Genomic DNA, 16843 nt, shown 5'->3' on the forward strand with positions numbered 1-16843 from the left:
CGCAACCCCAAGGTAGCAACCGAGAATCCTCTGTAGGAGCAGCTATAGCTGCGACCGTAATCCAGCGAAATCACCGCAGGATCCGATCGCAGCTATAGCTGCTCCTACAGGCGTGCCGGCTTTCGTGGCGGGCTCGGATCAGGACGTGCGAACCGGCCGGTACGGCGGCGTCGCCATCACCATCTCCGCCAGCGAATAGGCGAGCTCGCGCTCCGCCAGCACCGCCCCATCCGCGCCGTGTGTCAGCAGATGCTTCACCTCGGCGTCGCTGTGCGCGCGCGCCAACACCGTGATCGCCGGGTTCACCGCTTTCAGCCGCGCGATGGTCTCGCCGGCCTCCAGCGCGTTCGGAATCGCGAACACCGCCAGCGCAGCGCGACCGGGCGCCGACTCCAGCATCACCGCCTCCGAGGCGACGTTGCCGCGCACCGCATGCAGGCCTTCCTCGCGGGCCTTGTCGACCAGGTCGGCATCGTCCTCGATCACCACCAGCGGCACCCCGCGGGCGTGCAGCAGGGCGGCCAGCTGCCTGCCGACGCGGCCGTAGCCGACGACGATGGCGTGCCCCGACAGCGACTCCGGAAGGTGATGGCTGGCGGCGTCGGCGGCCACGGCGCGCGCGGTGGCGGTGGCAGCCGCGGCGTCGGCCGTCGCGTCCTGTCGCGCCAGCCAGCGGTCGACCACGGCGAACGACAGCGGGTTGAGCATGATCGAGATCAGCGCGGCGGCCAGCACCAGGTCCTGGCCTTCTTCCGGCAGGATCCCGAGGATGACGCCCAGCGCCGCGATGATGAAGGCGAACTCGCCGATCTGCGCCAGGCTCGCCGAAATGGTCAGCGCGGTGGATTTCGGATGCCCGAAGGCGCGCACGATCAGGTACGCCGCCGCCGACTTGCCGAACATCACGATGAAGGTCGCGGCCAGCACCAGCAGCGGTTCGCGCACCAGGATCATCGGGTCGAACAGCATGCCCACCGACACGAAGAACAGCACCGCGAACGCGTCGCGCATCGGCAGTGAGTCCTGCGCCGCCTTGTGGCTGAGCTCGGACTCGTTGAGCAGCATGCCGGCGAAGAACGCACCGAGCGCGAACGACACTCCGAACAGCTCCGCCGAGCCCAGTGCGATGCCGAGCGCGATCGACAGCACCGCCAGCGTGAACAGTTCGCGCGAGCCGGTGCCCGCGGTGCGCTCGAGCATCCACGGGATCACCCGCCGCCCGACCACCAGCATCACCGCCACGAACAGCGCCACCTGCACCAGGGTCTTGCCGATGGCGACCAAGAGGGTGGTGGTGCCCACCGGTTCGCCGCCGGCACTGCCGTAGACGCTCGCGATCGCCGGCATCAGCACCAGGGCGATGACGCAGGCCAGGTCCTCGACGATCAGCCAGCCCACCGCGATCCGGCCGCGCGTGGTTTCCAGCAGCCGGCGCTGCTCCATGGCCCGCAGCAGCACCACCGTGCTCGCGGTTGCCAGCGAGAACCCGAACACGATGCCCTGCAGCGTCGGCCAGCCCATCAGCGCGGCCAGGCCCCAGCCGAGCAGGGTGGCCACGCTGATCTGCACCACGGCGCCGGGGATGGCGATGTGCTTCACCGCCATCAGGTCGCGGATGGAGAAGTGCAGGCCGACGCCGAACATCAAGAGGATCACGCCGATCTCGGCCAGCTGCGGCGCCAATTCCTGGTCGCCGACGAAGCCCGGCGTGAACGGCCCGGCGATGATGCCGGCGACCAGGTAGCCCACCAGCGGCGACAGGCGCACGCGATGCGCGGCCAGGCCCAGGACATAGGCCAGCACGAATCCGACGGTCAGGATCGCGATGAGTTCGGTGTGGTGCGGCATTCGCGTGTCCGCTGGGGGTCGCGACAGGATAGAGCCAATGTGGGAGCGGCTACAGCCGCTATCCGGCAGATCCAAATCGCGGCTGTAGCCGCTCCCACAAGGACGGGGGGGCCGTCCTTGTGGGCCTTCCTTCGGCTACCAGGCGTAGCCGATCTTGCCGTACACGTAGGCGCCGTTGAACCCGAACGGCGACAGGTTGCTGTACGGGAACTGGCCGTTGGTGGAGTTGGCGAAGATGTTCTCGTCCGGGTACTCGTTGAGCAGGTTGTCGGCGCCGAGGGTGAAGGTCCAGGCGTTCATCCGGTAGGCCGCCGACGCGTCGAGCAGCCACTTGGCGTCATAGGTCTGGTCGTTGGCGCTGTTGGCCGAGCGGCTGGTGACGCTGCCGTAGCGGGTGGCCGCCAGGGTGAAGTCCCACGCCTCCAGCGCCCAGGTGCCTGCCAGCAGCAGCTTGGTGTTCGGGAAGCCGTCCTCGACGCGCCCGATCTCGGTGCGGTCGATGCGCTCGAGGTTCAGCCCGGCCTGCTCCAGTTCGTCGGGATTGGGCGCGATGCGGGTGATCTCGGTGTCGGTGTAGTTGTAGCCGGCGGTCAGGTCGAGCATGCCGGCGCCGAGCTCGATGCCGTAGCTGGCGACCACGTCGATGCCCTGCGTGCGGGTGTCGATCGCATTGGTGAAATAGCGGCCGCCGTTGACGCCGAAGATGCCGCGTGATTCCAGCAGCGCGCGGACCGCGTCGCCGGTGAGGTTGGACGACAGCGCGATGCGGTCGTCGACCTCGATGTGGTACGCGTCGACGGTGACGTAGAGCCTGTCCACGGGCTGCAGCACCAGGCCCAGGCTGTAGGACAGCGATTCCTCCGGCTGCAGCGCTTCGGCGCCGAAGGCCTGCGCCACGGCGCTGGACGCGGGGAAGGTGCGGACCTCGAACGGATCCGGAATGCCGGGCAGGAACAGGGTGCTGACGGTCTGGAAGTACTGCTGCGCCAGCGACGGCGCGCGGAAACCGCTGGACACCGTGCCGCGCAGCGCGACCGCGTCGGTGAAGGCATAGCGCCCCGACAGCTTGCCCGAGGCCTGGCTGCCGAAGTCGTCATAGTCCTCGTAGCGCCCGGCGATGCCGCCGGAGAACTTTTCCGTGAGGTCGGCCTCGAGGCTGGCGTAGACCGCGTGGCTGTCGCGCGAGTAGGCGCCGGACACGCCGGGTGCGAAGCCGCCGAAGCCCTGCGCGCCGCCCGGCCGGCTCAAGTCGGGCTGCCCGTACGAGCCGTACTCGCCCGGCGACTGGTTCCACTTCTCGTTGCGGAACTCGACGCCCATCGCCAGCGCGACCGGATACGCCAGGCCCCAGTCCAGCTGCCGGCTGAGGTCGAAGTTGGCGATGTTCTGCGTGGTCTCCAGCGCGCCGTCGTAGAACGAGGTCGGCGAGTCGGCGCCGATGCTGGCGTTGAGGGTGTTGCGGGTGAAGAACTCGAGGTTGTTGTAGCCGTGGTTGAAGCTCAGGTCCCAGTCCCAGGCTTCGCCGAACGTGCCCGTCAGGCCGGCGACGATGGCGCGGTCGCGCGAGACGTTGTTGATCTCGGGCAGGAAGCCGTCGGGATGGATGGAGGGGATGTTCTGGCTCGGGTTGCCCGGCGCGCGGAAGAACGCGAACGAGGTGATGTCGCGGTTGCTGATGGTGCCGAAGGCGTACAGCGAGAGCGTCTCGCTGATGTCGAAACCGGCGTTGAACGACGCCGCGGCGGCATCGACTTCCGGGTCACCGATCACGAAGGCCTTCTGCCCCAACTCCGGCTGGTTCGGCGCCGGCGTGCCCGCGAAGGGGCGCGCGCGGTTGGTGCGGTCCTGCCGGTTGACCTGGCCCGAAAGGTGCAGGAAGCCGCGGCCCGCGCCCAGGGCCACGCCGGCATCGCCGGCAAGCTGGGTCTGGGCGCCGTCTCCGGCGGAGTACTGGCCGTGGCTGAGCGACAGGCTGCCGCCTTCCGATGCGCCCTTCAGCACCACGTTGACCACGCCGGCGATGGCGTCGGAGCCGTACTGCGCGGACGCGCCGTCGCGCAGCACTTCCACGCGCTCGATCGCCGAGATCGGGATGGTGTTGAGGTCCACCGGCGCCGAGCCGCGGCCGATGGTGCCGTTGAGGTTGAGCAGCGAGGAGGCGTGGCGGCGTTTGCCGTTGACCAGCACCAGGACCTGGTCCGGGGCCAGTCCGCGCAGCTGCGCCGGGCGGATGGCGCTGGTGCCGTCGGTCAGCGCCGGGCGCGGGAAGTTGAGCGAAGGCAGGGCGCGCGCAAGCGCGGTGGCGAGCTCGGTGGTGCCGGTCGCCTGCAGCGCATCGCTGCCGATGATGTCGATCGGTGACTGCGATTCGGCCACGGTGCGGTCGGTCACGCGGGTGCCGGTGACGATGATGTTGTCGAGATTGGTGGCGTCGCGCCGCGGCTGGGGCGACTCCTGCGCGTGGGCGGCAAGTGCGGGGGCGAGGGCGGCAAGCAGGGCGATGGCCAGGGGGGCGGGCTTCATGGTCGGATCCTTGTGACAGTGACAGGGAAGGGCTCAGGGGTAGGGGCGCTCGCGCATCCAGCGCGTGGCGATCCATTTCTCGCCGCGGGCGACGGGGGCGCCGGCGTGGAAGGACAGCGGGTCGGTGCGCGACTGCGCGTCGGTGTAGGCGAAATAGACGGCGCTGCCCTTGCGCGGCGTGATCGACAGGCCGCTGTCGGGGAAGGTGGTCTCGCCGCCGGCCTCGACGTCGTTGAGGTAGACCACCAGGCTCGAGACGCGCTGCCCGCCCACGGCCAGGTAGGAGGCCTGGCCTGGCTGCCCGAGATCGAAGTAGTCGAAGTGCGGCTGGTATTCGGCGCCCACGCCGTAGCGCATGACCTGGAGCGGCTCGCCGTTGGCCACCGGCACGCCGGTGATCTGTTCGATGCGGGCATCGATGCGCGACACCAGCGGCGACGCGCCGCGGGCAAGCGAGGTGAGCTCGCTGGTGCGGCGGCCGTCGATGTGCGCGCCGCCGCGCTCGGAATCGACCACGGCGGCGCGTTCCAGGCGCGGCAGGGCTTCGGCCACCAGCGCGTCGCATTCTTCGTGGCTGAAGACGTTTTCAAGCAGCACCACGTGCGGGCGCCGGCAGCGGAAGGCGATCCGGACTTCGCCGTGGTCGCAGGCGATGCCGTGGCCGATGTCGTCGGCGATGGCCGCCACGGGCAGGAAGGGGGGCTGCTTTTTTGCCGCGCCAGGGGCCGCGACCGGCGCTTCCACGAGGCCTGCGGGCAGCTTGTGCTCCACCTGGGGCTGGCCGGCGTGCACCCGCGAGAACCCGGCCTTGAAGCCGTCGGGGTCGGTCAATACCGCGTTGTAGAGCTTGCGCACCTGGACTTCGCTGAAGCCCTGCCGCGCCAGCGCGCCCTGCACGGCTGCAAAGGGCGCACCCGCCACCACCTGCGAGTGCAGCCATGCCGCCACCTGGGTGCTGAGCTGGATCGCCATTCCCGGTACCCTCCCCGACGCGCCATGAGGCGCAGTCCCGACGTTACCGCACGCGGGCCCGGGCGTGCAGCCCGGTAAACTGTGCGAATGATCTCTTTCCGCAATTTCGCCCTCCGCCGCGGCGAACGCCTGCTCCTGTCCGATGTCGACCTGTCATTGCACGCCGGCTGGCGGGTCGGCGTGGTCGGCCGCAACGGCACCGGCAAGTCCTCGCTGTTCGCCGCCGTGCGCGGCGAGGTCGAGGCCGACCGCGGCGACCTCGACCTGCCCTCGCGCCTGCGCATCGCCTCGATCGCCCAGGAAATGCCCTCGCTGCCGGACCCGGCCATCGACTTCGTGCTGGCCGGCGACCAGGCCGTGCACGCCGCGCTGCAGGCCGAGGCCAACGCCTTCGCCGCTGAGGACTGGGAGGCCGTGGCCGAGGCGCACCAGACGCTGGAAGAGGTCGGCGGCTACGACGGCGCCGCGCGCGCCGGCAAGCTGCTGCACGGCCTGGGCTTCCCGGGCGAGGCCCAGCAGCGCCCGGTGGCGAGCTTCTCCGGCGGCTGGCGGGTGCGCCTGAACCTGGCGCGCGCGCTGATGACGCCGTCCGACGTGCTGCTGCTCGACGAGCCCACCAACCACCTCGACCTCGACGCCGTGCTGTGGCTCGAACAGTGGCTGATGAAGTACCAGGGCACCCTGCTGCTGATCTCGCACGACCGCGAGTTCCTCGACAACGTCAACACCCACACCCTGCACCTGCACGGCGGCAAGGCCAAGCTGTACATCGGCAACTACACCTCCTTTGAACGGCAGCGCTCCGAGCAGCTGCGCCTGCAGCAGATCACCCACGAGAAGACCCAGGCCGAGCGCGCCCACCTGCAGAGTTTCATCGACCGCTTCAGCGCCAGCGCCGCCAAGGCCAAGCAGGCGCAGTCGCGGGTCAAGCGCCTGGCGAAGATGGCCGATACCGAAGCCGTGCGCGCCGAGCGCGACGTGCGCATCGATTTCCCCGCGCCGGCGCGGCTGCCGCATGCGCTGCTGCGCCTGAACCACGCCGACTGCGGCTACCCGGGCGCCGCGGCGCCTTCTGTAGGAGCAGCTATAGCTGCGACCCGGGCCACCGGGGAGATGCCGATCGCAGCTATAGCTGCTCCTACTGGGGGGGCGGCCACGGTGATCCTCCGGGATGCCAACTTCGGCCTCGAGGCCGGCGACCGCATCGGCCTGCTCGGCCCCAACGGCGCGGGCAAGTCGACGCTGGTGAAATCGCTGGTCGGTGACCTCCCGCTGCTGACCGGCGAGCGCTATGCCCACCCGGACCTGCGCATCGGCTACTTCGCCCAGCACACGGTCGAAGCGCTGGTCGCCGGCACCTCGCCGATCGATCACCTGCGCGAGCTTTCGCCGAATGCCTCGACCCAGGACTTCCGCAATTTCATGGGCAAGTGGAGCTTCCCCGGCGACCGCGCCTTCGAATCCATCGACGGCTTCAGCGGCGGCGAGCGCGCGCGCCTGGCGCTGGCGCTGATCGCCTGGCGCCAGCCCAACGTGCTGCTGCTGGACGAACCCACCAACCATCTCGATCTTGAAATGCGCGAGGCCCTGGCCGAGGCGTTGGCCGATTTCCCGGGTGCGATCGTTCTGGTCTCGCACGACCGCCACCTGATCGGCCTGGTTGCCGATACCTACTGGCGCGTGTCCGAAGGCGTGGTGCGTCCCTTCGATGGCGACCTTGACGACTATGCGGCGTGGCTGCGCTCGCGGCCGCAGGATGCGAAGTCGGCCGGTGCGGTGCCGCTGGCCGGGGCGGAACAGGGCGTGGAACCCGCCCAGCCCCCGCCATCCGCGCCCAAGGCGCCAGCGGCGAAGGGCAATCCGCACAAGCTGGCGAAGGCCGAGGCGGAGGTCGCAGCGATCGAGGATGGAATCGCCGAAATCGACGCCCGCCTTGCCGACCCTGCCTTCCACGAAGGTTCCGATGCCCCGGCGCGCGCCGCCGAGTCGGCGCAGCGTCGCGCGGCCCTGGTCGGCGCGCTTGCGCAAGCCGAAGAGGCCCTGCTTGAGCTGTACGCCCGCGACGCCGCGGGATAGCGCCGGAGCATTGGCCCTATAGTGCATCCATCCGGGGTGTCGGGAGGGCGCGGGATGGCGCCTTGTGCCGGCATCCCTTCGCATCCTGAAGGCGATCGCAGCGGAGTGGAATGCCATGTACAAGCAGATACTGATCCCGACCGACGGTTCGGACCTCTCGCTTGCGGCCATCGACCAGGGCCTGGCGTTCGCGAAGGAGGTGGGTGCGAACGTGACCTTCTTCACCGTGACCACGCCGCTCCGCATCTATGGCGTGACCGGCGAACAGCTGGCCGGTGGCTATGAGGCCTACGGCACGATCGCCCGTGAAGAAGGCGCGCGTCGCCTGGCGCAGGCCGAGGAGCGCGCGAAGGCGCTGGGCGTGCCCTGCCAGACGCGCATGGTCGAGAGCGAGCATGCCTGGGAGGCGATCATCGAGGCCGCCAACGAGGCCGGCTGCGACCTGATCGCGATGGCCTCGCACGGCCGCCGCGGACTCGGCGGGCTGCTGCTCGGCAGCGAGACGCTGAAGGTGCTGACGCACTCGGCAATCCCGGTGCTGGTCTACCGGCAGCCAAAGGACAAGTAGCGGTTTGCGCCGCCGCGGGCGCGGCGGTTAGGGTGTCCGGATGACCATCATCCGACTCTCCGCGCTTTCCGCCGCGCTCGTGGCCCTGGCCGCCTGTGCTCCCTCCGCCGACCAGGCGCCTGCTGCCGACGCCGGCATCGACGCTGCGCCCGCCGAGGCGCTCGACGCGCCGGTGCCCGACGCCGCCCCCGCCGACGCCTTCCTGGCCGCGCTCGCGAGCCACTGCGGCCAGGCCTTCGCCGGCCGCATCGTCGCCAACGAGCCCGCTTCGCCCGAACCCGACGCCTTCGAGGGCAAGGACCTGGTGATGCACGTGCGCGGCTGCGACGACCCGACCCGCGGGCTGCGCGTGCCCTTCCACGTCGGCGACGACCATTCCCGCACCTGGGTGCTGACCCGCACCGGTGACGGCCTGCGCCTGAAGCACGACCACCGCCACGAAGACGGCAGCTCCGACGAACAGACCATGTACGGCGGCGAGACCGCCACCGCGGGCACCGCCGTGCGCCAGGAGTTCCCGGTGGACGCCGAGTCGATCGAGCTGTTCGGCCGCACCGGTGCCGACGTCTCCACCACCAACACCTGGGCGATGGAGATCGAGCCCGACAGCCGCTTCCTGTACGAGCTTTCGCGTCCGGGCGGGCGCATGTTCCAGGTCGAATTCGACCTGACGACCCCGGTGGCCGAGCCGCCGGCGCCCTGGGGCGCGACCGACTGACCGGGTCGCGCCGCTGTTGCGGCGCGGCCAGCCGTGGAAGCCGGCCGTGGCCGCCATCGCGGCCATGGCCGCTCCCACAAAAGCCATGCGACCCCGCCGTGGCGCAGCTCCCACAAAAGCCATGCGACCCCGCCGTGGCGCGGCTCCCACAAAAGCCATGCAACCCCGCCGTGGCGCGCTCTTGTGGGAGCGGCCACGGCCGCGATTGGCCACTACGGGGCTTTCACAAGTAGGCCGTTGATTCGTCGATGAAGGCGGCTCTCAAGGAGCCGCCAGCGGGCGCACAGCTTGATTTGTCGGGGGCTGGCCTCAAACTGCGCGCAGTTCCCGCCCTTGCCAGTCACCGACCATGCCCATCTATGCCTTTCGCTGCGCCGCCTGCGGCCACGCTTTCGACCGCCTGCAGAAGCTCTCGGATGCCGATCCGGACACGTGCCCGGAGTGCGGCGCCGTGGGCGAGGTCGGCCGCCAGCTGACCGCGCCGTCGTTCCGGCTGGCGGGCAGCGGCTGGTACGAGACCGACTTCAAGAAGGACGGCGACAGGAAGCGCAACCTGGCCGAGGGCGGGGAAGGTGCCGGCAAGGCGGATGCCACGCCCGCCGTCACGCCCGCCGCCGCCGCGACGCCCGCGAAGGACGCGCCCGCCAAGGCTCCGGCCGCGAAGGCCCCCGCCACCCCGTCTTCAGGCACCACTCCTCCGCCGGCAAAGCCGTAACCGGCCATGACCCGGGAACTGCTGTATCTCATCCTGATCTTCGGCCTGCTGGTGGTGCCCCGGGTGCTGCAGCGCTGGAAGCTGCCGGCGCCGCTGACCTGCCTGCTGTTCGGGCTGCTGGCGATGCTGGCCTTCGGCGATCGCGTGCACGACCCGGTGCTGGTGCTGCTGTCCACGCTGGGCATTTCTTCGCTGTTTCTTTTCGCCGGCCTGGAAGTCGACCCGCGCGAGCTGCGCAAGGGCGCCGGCCCCCTCATCGTCCACCTCGTCATTCGCTGCGCGACCCTGGCCGGAGCGGCATGGCTGGCCTGGCGCTACCTCGACCTCAACTGGCAGGCCGCGACCCTGCTGGCGCTGGCGGTGCTGACCCCGTCCACCGGCTTCATCCTCGACACCCTCGAACGCCTGGGGCTGGACGAGGCCGAGCGCTTCTGGGTGACCAGCAAGGCCATCGCCGGCGAGCTGCTGGCGCTGGCGGCGCTGTTCGTGGTGCTGCAGGCCGGCGATACGTCCGCGATGGCGATCAATACCGGCGTGCTGCTGGCGATGCTGGTGGGCCTGCCGCTGCTGTTCATCGCGCTCGGGCGCTGGGTGGTTCCGCACGCGCCCGGCTCGGAGTTTTCGCTGCTGGTGATGGTGGGCATGGTTGCCGCCTACATCACCTATTCGATGGGCGTGTACTACCTGGTCGGCGCCTTCATCGCCGGCCTGGTGGCGCGGCTGCTGCGCGTGCGGATGCCGCGGCTGGCCTCTGACGACAACATCCATGCGCTGCGCCTGTTCGCGAGCTTCTTCGTGCCGTTCTACTTCTTCCACGCCGGGACCGGGATCCCGCGCGAGGCGCTGTCGTGGGAGGCGGTGCTGCTGGGCGTGGTGCTGACGATGGTGGTGCTGCCGCTGCGCATCGGCGTGGTCTGGCTGCAGCGGCGGGTGATGTTCCGCGAGGCGCACGCGGGGACGCTGAAGGTCTCGGTGGCGCTGGCGCCGACGCTGGTGTTCACCCTGGTGCTGGCGGGGATCCTGTACCAGCGCTTCGACCTGCCGCCGGTGATGTACGGCGCGCTGCTTCTCTACACCGCGATCAACACGCTGCTGCCGTCGCTGCTGTTGAAGGCGCCGTTCGACGTCGATCCGGCGGATGAGGCGCTGGCACTGGCGCGCGGCGAGGCCTTGGCCGATGCCCTGGGCGAGGGCGAGGGCGAGGGCGAGGGCGGAAGCGCGTTGCCCGGGACGCCTCCGGCCGCAGGCGCCAGGGTGCAGGTGGCGATCGCGGATGGGGCGGCTGGCGAACGGTCCGGTGGCCAGATCGCCGACGGTCAAATCGCGGCTGGCGAAGGTCACGGCGACCCGGCGGGCGCTCCGCTCAGGCATCCGTCCTGACGGACGGCGCCTTGGCGCGGTCGGCGTCGTTGCGATCGCCCTCGCTGTCCGCGGCCGTTGCGTCGGCATCCGGCAGCAGCTCGAACGCGGTCGGCGTGGTCCGCAGCATGACGTGGAACGCGGAGGGGTGGTCGTTGTCGCGATGGCGCAGCAGGCGCCTGCCGCCGGCAACCAGCGCGACCAGGGCCAGCGTGGCGGCATAGAACGCCGGCAGCGCCTCGGGGCCGAAGCGGGTCATCGCCACGCCCGCAACCGCCGGGCCGATCGCCGAGCCCACGCCGTTCAGCAGCAGCAGGCTGCTGCCCGCGGCCAAAGTGCTTTCCGGCGGCAGGTGATCGAGCAGGTGCGCCATGCAGATCGGATAGATCGCGAATGCCAGGCCGCCGAAGCAGAAGCACAGCGCGTACAGCGGCAGGCCGGACTGCCCGAACGGCAGCATCATCGCCAGCGCCGTGCCGGCGGCCAGCACGCAGACCACGACCAGCGTGGTGCGGCGGTCGCCGCCATCGGAGAAGCGGCCGATCGGCCACTGCAGCGCCGCGCCGCCGATGATGGTCACGCTCATGAGCAGCGCCACGCCGGTGACATCCAGTCCGATGCGGGTGGCATAGACCGCGGCCAGGCCCCAGAAGCCGCCCAGCGTCATCCCGGCCAGCAGGGCGCCGAAGGTGGCGGCGGGCGCCGCGCGGAACAGCGCCTTCAGCGCCAGCCGCGGCATCGGCGGCAGCTCGGGCTGGACCATCCGGCTGGCCGTGACCGGCAGCGCGCCCAGGCAGATCAGGATCGCGACCAGGCTGAAGAGCATGAAGCCCTCCGCCGGCGCGACGCCGATGAACCACTGGCCCGCCGCCAGCGCGAACAGGTTCACCGCCATGTAGATCGCGAACACCTGGCTGCGCTGCCCGGGCGGCGCCTGCACGTTGAGCCAGCTCTCGATCACCGTGTACAGCCCGACCAGCGCGACCCCGGTCAACAGCCGCAGCAGGCCCCAGGCCCAGGGCGAGACCAGGACCGGATGCAGCAGCACGGTGGCGGCGCACAGCGCGGAATAGAAGGCGAACGCGCGGATGTGGCCGATCCGCTGGATCAGCCCGGGCGCGGCATACGTGCCCAGGAAGAAGCCGGCGAAGTAGGCCGACATGACCAGGCCCAGGACCTGGTCGTCATAGCCCTCGATCCGCCCGCGCACGGCCAGCAGCGTGCTCAACAGCCCGGCGCCCATCAGCAGCAGCGCCGCGCCTGCGAGCAGGGCAGCCAGCGGGCGGACGGTGGCGATCATGTCGGAGCGGACCGCGGGGGCGGGGGCACGCGAAGTGTCGATGCGGGAGAGGCGTGGGGTGGAAGCGGACCCCGAAGCTTAGCCGGTCCGGCATGACTCCTGCCTTGGTGGGAGCCGCCTTTGTGTGGGAGCCGCTCTTGTGGGAGCCGCTATAGCGGCGAAGGATTCTCCGCGGCCAATCGCGGCCATGGCCGCTCCCACAGTCAACAAGCCGTGCCCACAGTCAACAGGCCGCTCCCACAGTTAAACTAGGCGGCTCCGCCTTCCGGCGGCCCGTTTCCCGCGTCCGGAGTCCACATGCGCACCCATTTCTGCGGCTTGATCGACGAGTCGATGGTCGGCCAGACCGTCACCCTCTGCGGCTGGGCCGACGTTGCCCGCGACCTCGGCGGCCTGTGCTTCATCGACCTGCGCGACCACGAGGGCATCGTGCAGGTGGTGGCCGAGCCGTCGGACGCCGAGGGCAATGCCGGCGTGGTCGCGACCGCGGCGAAGGTCGGCTACGAGGACTGCCTGCGCGTGACCGGCACCGTGCGCCGCCGCCAGTCGGTGAACCCGAAGATTCCCACCGGCCAGGTGGAAGTGGTGGCGACCGCGATCGAAGTGCTGAACAAGGCCGAGCCGCTGCCCTTCCACGCGCACGAGAACCCGGGCGAGGACATCCGCCTGAAGTACCGCTACCTGGACCTGCGCACGCCGGAAATGCAGCGCCGGATGCGCACGCGCACGAAGCTCGTGGCCGCGCTGCGGCGCTGGCTGGACGCGCGCGACTTCCAGGACATCGAGACGCCGATCCTGACCAGGGCCACGCCCGAGGGCGCGCGCGACTTCCTGGTGCCCGCGCGCATGCATCCCGGCGAGTTCTACGCGCTGCCGCAGAGCCCGCAGCTGTTCAAGCAGATCCTGATGGTGGCCGGCTTCGACCGCTACTACCAGATCGCGCGCTGCTTCCGCGACGAGGCCCTGCGCGCCGACCGCCAGCTGGAATTCACCCAGCTCGACATCGAATTTGCGTGGGTGGACGAAGCCGCGGTGCAGGGCACGGTTGAACAGATGATGCAGGACGTGTTTCGCGAGGTGATGGACGTCGAGCTCGGCGCCTTCCCGCGCATGACCTGGCACGAGGCCATGCGCCGCTACGGCTCCGACAAGCCGGACCTGCGCATCGCGCTGGAGCTGGTGGACGTCGATGACCTGGTGAAGGATTCGCAGTTCAAGGTATTCACCGACGTTGCCGGCGTCGACGGCATGCGCGTGTGCGCGCTGCGCATCCCGGGTGGCGCGTCGCTGTCGCGCAAGCAGATCGACGAGTACGCGGCGCACGCGGCGAAGTACGGCGCCAAGGGCCTGGCCTACGCCAAGCTGTCCGAGGACGGCGCGGTGAATTCGCCGGTGGCGAAGTTCTTCGACGAGGCGGCGTTCGCCGCGCTGCTGGCACACGTCGGCGCGGGCAGGGGCGACATCGTGTTCTTCGGCGCCGGCGCCTACAACACGGTCAGCGACTTCATGGGCGCGGTGCGCCTGAAGGCCGGCAAGGACTTCAGCCTGGTCGAGGCCGGCTGGAAACCGCTGTGGGTCACCGACTTCCCGATGTTCGAGTTCGACGACGAGGCGCAGCGCTACGTGGCCCTGCACCACCCCTTCACCGCGCCCGCGGTGGACGACGTCGACGACCTGCGCGCCAACGCCCGCACCGCCACCAGCCGCGGCTACGACATGGTGCTCAACGGCAACGAGATCGGCGGCGGCTCGATCCGCATCCATCGGCCGCAGATGCAGTCGGCGGTGTTCGAGCTGCTGGGCATCGGCGCAGACGAGGCGGAGGCGAAGTTCGGCTTCCTGCTCGACGCGCTGAAGTACGGCGCGCCGCCGCACGGCGGCATCGCCTTCGGCATCGACCGCATCGCCGCGCTGATGGCCGGCACCGAGTCGATCCGCGACGTCATCGCCTTCCCCAAGACCACCGGCGCGCAGTGCCCGATGACCGGCGCGCCGTCGCCGATCGACGACCCCCAACTGCGCGAACTCCACATCTCCGTGCGCCCCTCCGAGTAGAAGCAGCTGCGGCTGCGGCCCTTGCCCTGTGGGAGCGCCGCATCAGCGATTCGCCGCTATAGCGGCTCCCACAAAAGCCCGCACCAGGCACTCAAAAGCCCGCACCAGGCACTCCTGTGGGAGCAGCGATAGCTGCGATCCGCCCACCCCGGAGCCCGCCAGGCACGGGTCGCGGCGATAGCCGCTCCTGCACCAGGGAGGAATACGACATGGCCCCGACCATCCGCCGAGCCACCCCCGAAGACGCCGCGACGCTGTCCAGCCTGGCGGCGCGCAGCTTCACCGAAACCTTCGGCCATCTGTATCCGCCCGAGGACCTGCAGGCCTTCATCGACGAGGCCTATGCGGTCGAGCGCCAGCGCGTGATCCTCTCGCACCCCGACTACGCGGTCTGGCTGCTTGAAGACGAGGGCGAAGCCGTCGGCCACGCCGCCGCCGGGCCCTGCGGCCTGCCGCACCCCGACGTCGCGCCCGGCGACGGCGAACTCAAGCGCCTGTACCTGATGGCCACCCACCAGAACGGCGGCTGGGGCGCGCGCATGTTCGACGCCGTCATGGACTGGCTGCAGCGCAACGGCCCCTGCACGCTGTGGATCGGCGTGTGGTCGGAGAACTTCGGCGCCCAGCGCTTCTATGCCCGCAGGGGTTTCGAAGCCGTGGGCGAATACCTGTTCCCCGTCGGCCGCGTCCTGGACCGCGAGTTCATCCTGCGCCGCGTCGCATCGCGCCCGGATCCTGGTGGGAGCGGTCATGGCCGCGATGGCCGTTCCGATGGCGCCTGAATCATCCGCGGCGAAATCCACGGGAACACCGGCGGTCCGCCAGGTCCTCCTGCTCCACGGCCTGTGGATGCCGCCCTTGGCCATGCGGCGCTTCGCTTCGCAGCTGCGGTCCGCGGGCTGGACGACTGCGATCCTCGGTTACCGCAGCATTATCGGCAGCACCGGGGCCGCGGTCGGGAGCGTGCGCGAACTCCTCCGTAACGGACCACCGACCCACATCGTGGCCCACAGCCTCGGCGGCCTGATGGCGTTGGAAGCATTGCGCGCGGAGCCATCGCTGCCGGTCGCGCGCGTGGTCTGCCTGGGCACGCCGCTTTGCGGCAGCGGCGTGGCCAAACGTCTCTCGCGCCATGCCCTGACCACGCTCTATCTCGGCCGCAGCGCGGCGCTCCTGCGCAGCGGCTGCACGACCCTGCCCGCCGGCGTTGAGGTCGGCATGATCGCCGGCAATCGCCCGCGCGGACTCGGCGCGCTTGTTGCGCGCTTCGAGGGCGCCCACGACGGCACCGTGGCGATGGAGGAAACCCGCGTCCCGGGACTTACCGACCATGTCATCGTCGATGCCTCGCACAGCGGGCTGCTGTTCTCGGCCGAAGCAGCACGCCAGGCGGTCGGCTTCCTCCGGGATGGTCGTTTCCCGGGCTGATGCGGGGGGGGCTGGCGGGGCGGCTGGCGGGGGCGGAGGGTGGGCGGGTACTCCGCCGGCGTCGCGGTGGGGCTGCTCCTTATTGCCGGCGGAATACCCGCCCACCCTCCGCTGCCATCAGCGCGGTGGGGGGTAGGAAGAGCAAAGGCGCCGTGCTTTTGACCTTTTCGGCGGGCTGCGGGAAGGCGCTGCAAGGTGGGTTGGGGGGTGCGCAGTGGGCATGAAGGCCCGCGCAGCGGGACAGCCCACGGAGTACCCACCGGCCCGCCGCACCGCGCGCCTTCGGCGAGATGACGCGACATGTGGGAATCGCAGCTATAGCTGCTCCTACAACGGCAGGGCCGACGATGCGAGCTGTTGCTTTCCGGCAGGCCGCGGGGAAGGCGCTGCAAGGCGGGTTGGGGGGTGCGCAGTGGGCATAAAGGCCCGCGCAGCGGGACAGCCCACGGAGTACCCACCGGCCCGCCGTACCGCGCGCCTTCGGCGAGTTGGGAAAGGGGTAAAATCGGGCGCTGCAATCACTTTCAGGATGGGTAATACGCATGGGCAGGGGTCCCTCCATCGAAACCCGCAAGAACGCAGAAGACGCGCGTCGCGGGAAGGTCTTCACCAAGCTGATCCGCGAGATCTCGGTCGCCGCGCGCGCCGGCGGTGGAGACCCCGGGGGAAATCCGCGCCTGCGCAGCGGCATCGACAAGGCGCTTGCCGCCAACATGACCAAGGAAGTCATCGAACGCGCGGTCAAGAAGGCCACCGGTGAGCTCGAAGGCGTCGACTACGAAGAAATCCGCTACGAGGGCTATGCCCCGGGCGGCGTCGCCGTGATCGTCGACTGCCTGACCGACAACAAGGTCCGCACCGTCGCCGACGTGCGCCATGCCTTCGGCAAGTTCGGCGGCAACCTCGGCACCGACGGCTCGGTGGCCTTCATGTTCCGCAAGCAGGGCATCCTCCGCTACGACGCCGGCGCGGACGAGGAGGCGGTCACCAACGCCGCGATCGAGGCCGGTGCCGATGACGTCGTGGTCTATCCCGACGACGGCGCCATCGACGTGCTCACCAGTCCCGAGGATTTCAGCGCGGTACGCGACGCCATGGCCGCCGCCGGGGTCGCGGCGGGACATGCCGAGGTCACCATGCGCGCCGACAACGACGTGGCGGTGGAAGGCGAGACCGCGCAGCAGGTGGTCAAGCTGCTGGCCTGGCTCGAGGACATCGACGACGTGCAGGCCGTGTACTCCAACGCCGAGCTCGGCGACGACGCGTACGCGTAAGCTGTAC

General features: G+C 70.1%; 13 protein-coding genes. 9 read left to right on the forward strand and 4 right to left on the reverse strand.

Translation table 11 applies throughout. The features are described 5' to 3' along the window. Nucleotides 1–138 precede the first annotated feature (138 nt). The 3 genes from ybaL to WCD84_RS08895 all read right to left on the reverse strand — a co-directional run bounded on the left by ybaL (nt 139) and on the right by WCD84_RS08895 (nt 5343). Nucleotides 139–1848 carry a YbaL family putative K(+) efflux transporter gene (gene ybaL / locus WCD84_RS08885; protein ID WP_343281131.1) on the reverse strand — a complete coding sequence of 570 codons (1710 nt, stop codon included), beginning with the start codon at nt 1846–1848 and terminating at the stop codon, nt 139–141. A 135-nt stretch (nt 1849–1983) separates the two neighbouring features. Further along, complete coding sequence (locus tag WCD84_RS08890) at nt 1984–4371, reverse strand: TonB-dependent receptor plug domain-containing protein (protein WP_343254238.1); 2388 nt, start codon at nt 4369–4371, stop codon at nt 1984–1986. Between the two features lie 33 nt (nt 4372–4404). After that, a complete protein-coding gene (locus WCD84_RS08895) occupies nt 4405–5343 on the reverse strand; it encodes a 2OG-Fe(II) oxygenase (protein WP_343281132.1) in 939 nt (312 codons plus the stop codon). An 87-nt stretch (nt 5344–5430) separates the two neighbouring features. Between WCD84_RS08895 and WCD84_RS08900 the strand changes: the two genes are divergently transcribed. From WCD84_RS08900 to WCD84_RS08920, 5 genes are all read left to right on the forward strand, one after another. Beyond that, nucleotides 5431–7419, forward strand: coding sequence for an ABC-F family ATP-binding cassette domain-containing protein (locus tag WCD84_RS08900; RefSeq protein WP_343281133.1), 1989 nt, complete (start codon nt 5431–5433; stop codon nt 7417–7419). A gap of 115 nt (nt 7420–7534) precedes the next feature. Next, nucleotides 7535–7987, forward strand: a complete 453-nt coding sequence (locus tag WCD84_RS08905; RefSeq protein ID WP_343254235.1) for a universal stress protein — start codon at nt 7535–7537, stop codon at nt 7985–7987. A 40-nt stretch (nt 7988–8027) separates the two neighbouring features. Next, the gene (locus WCD84_RS08910; protein ID WP_343281134.1) at nt 8028–8705 is read left to right on the forward strand and encodes a hypothetical protein; all 678 of its coding nucleotides are present in this window, start codon (nt 8028–8030) and stop codon (nt 8703–8705) included. A 349-nt stretch (nt 8706–9054) separates the two neighbouring features. Beyond that, nucleotides 9055–9420 carry an FmdB family zinc ribbon protein gene (locus WCD84_RS08915; protein ID WP_343281135.1) on the forward strand — a complete coding sequence of 122 codons (366 nt, stop codon included), beginning with the start codon at nt 9055–9057 and terminating at the stop codon, nt 9418–9420. 6 nt (nt 9421–9426) lie between these two features. Then, nucleotides 9427–10800, forward strand: a complete 1374-nt coding sequence (locus WCD84_RS08920) for a cation:proton antiporter (protein WP_343281136.1) — start codon at nt 9427–9429, stop codon at nt 10798–10800. On the opposite strand, the gene WCD84_RS08925 is transcribed toward WCD84_RS08920, so the two are convergent. Further along, entirely contained in the window at nt 10784–12079 is a 1296-nt protein-coding gene (locus tag WCD84_RS08925) for an MFS transporter (RefSeq protein ID WP_343281137.1), read from the reverse strand. The two genes, WCD84_RS08920 and WCD84_RS08925, sit on opposite strands and share 17 nt — an antisense overlap. 297 nt (nt 12080–12376) lie before the next feature. On the opposite strand from WCD84_RS08925, the gene aspS reads away from it, so the two are divergent. The 4 genes from aspS (at nt 12377) to WCD84_RS08945 (ending at nt 16836) form a co-directional block, all read left to right on the forward strand. Continuing rightward, nucleotides 12377–14134, forward strand: coding sequence for an aspartate--tRNA ligase (gene aspS, locus WCD84_RS08930; protein ID WP_343281138.1), 1758 nt, complete (start codon nt 12377–12379; stop codon nt 14132–14134). 209 nt (nt 14135–14343) lie between these two features. Beyond that, nucleotides 14344–14916 (forward strand): GNAT family N-acetyltransferase, encoded by a 573-nt coding sequence (locus WCD84_RS08935; RefSeq protein WP_343254229.1) that lies wholly within the window; start codon nt 14344–14346, stop codon nt 14914–14916. Continuing rightward, the gene (locus WCD84_RS08940) at nt 14885–15562 is read left to right on the forward strand and encodes an alpha/beta fold hydrolase (RefSeq protein WP_343281139.1); all 678 of its coding nucleotides are present in this window, start codon (nt 14885–14887) and stop codon (nt 15560–15562) included. Before WCD84_RS08935 ends, WCD84_RS08940 begins: the two co-directional genes overlap by 32 nt. A 542-nt stretch (nt 15563–16104) precedes the next feature. Next, a complete protein-coding gene (locus WCD84_RS08945) occupies nt 16105–16836 on the forward strand; it encodes a YebC/PmpR family DNA-binding transcriptional regulator (RefSeq protein WP_343254227.1) in 732 nt (243 codons plus the stop codon). Nucleotides 16837–16843: the final 7 nt, after the last annotated feature.

Source organism: Luteimonas changyuni, assembly GCF_039548395.1.
GTDB lineage: Bacteria > Pseudomonadota > Gammaproteobacteria > Xanthomonadales > Xanthomonadaceae > Luteimonas.

Excerpts from the sequence above, each read along its gene's own strand:
- WCD84_RS08925 (WP_343281137.1), bottom strand. The coding sequence starts at position 12,079 with ATGATCGCCACCGTCCGCCCGCTGGCTGCCCTGCTCGCAGGCGCGGCG.
- aspS (WP_343281138.1), top strand. The coding sequence starts at position 12,377 with ATGCGCACCCATTTCTGCGGCTTGATCGACGAGTCGATGGTCGGCCAG.
- WCD84_RS08890 (WP_343254238.1), bottom strand. The coding sequence starts at position 4,371 with ATGAAGCCCGCCCCCCTGGCCATCGCCCTGCTTGCCGCCCTCGCCCCC.
- WCD84_RS08920 (WP_343281136.1), top strand. The coding sequence starts at position 9,427 with ATGACCCGGGAACTGCTGTATCTCATCCTGATCTTCGGCCTGCTGGTG.
- WCD84_RS08915 (WP_343281135.1), top strand. The coding sequence starts at position 9,055 with ATGCCCATCTATGCCTTTCGCTGCGCCGCCTGCGGCCACGCTTTCGAC.
- WCD84_RS08895 (WP_343281132.1), bottom strand. The coding sequence starts at position 5,343 with ATGGCGATCCAGCTCAGCACCCAGGTGGCGGCATGGCTGCACTCGCAG.
- WCD84_RS08940 (WP_343281139.1), top strand. The coding sequence starts at position 14,885 with ATGGCCGCGATGGCCGTTCCGATGGCGCCTGAATCATCCGCGGCGAAA.
- WCD84_RS08910 (WP_343281134.1), top strand. The coding sequence starts at position 8,028 with ATGACCATCATCCGACTCTCCGCGCTTTCCGCCGCGCTCGTGGCCCTG.
- ybaL (WP_343281131.1), bottom strand. The coding sequence starts at position 1,848 with ATGCCGCACCACACCGAACTCATCGCGATCCTGACCGTCGGATTCGTG.
- WCD84_RS08935 (WP_343254229.1), top strand. The coding sequence starts at position 14,344 with ATGGCCCCGACCATCCGCCGAGCCACCCCCGAAGACGCCGCGACGCTG.
- WCD84_RS08900 (WP_343281133.1), top strand. The coding sequence starts at position 5,431 with ATGATCTCTTTCCGCAATTTCGCCCTCCGCCGCGGCGAACGCCTGCTC.
- WCD84_RS08945 (WP_343254227.1), top strand. The coding sequence starts at position 16,105 with ATGGGCAGGGGTCCCTCCATCGAAACCCGCAAGAACGCAGAAGACGCG.
- WCD84_RS08905 (WP_343254235.1), top strand. The coding sequence starts at position 7,535 with ATGTACAAGCAGATACTGATCCCGACCGACGGTTCGGACCTCTCGCTT.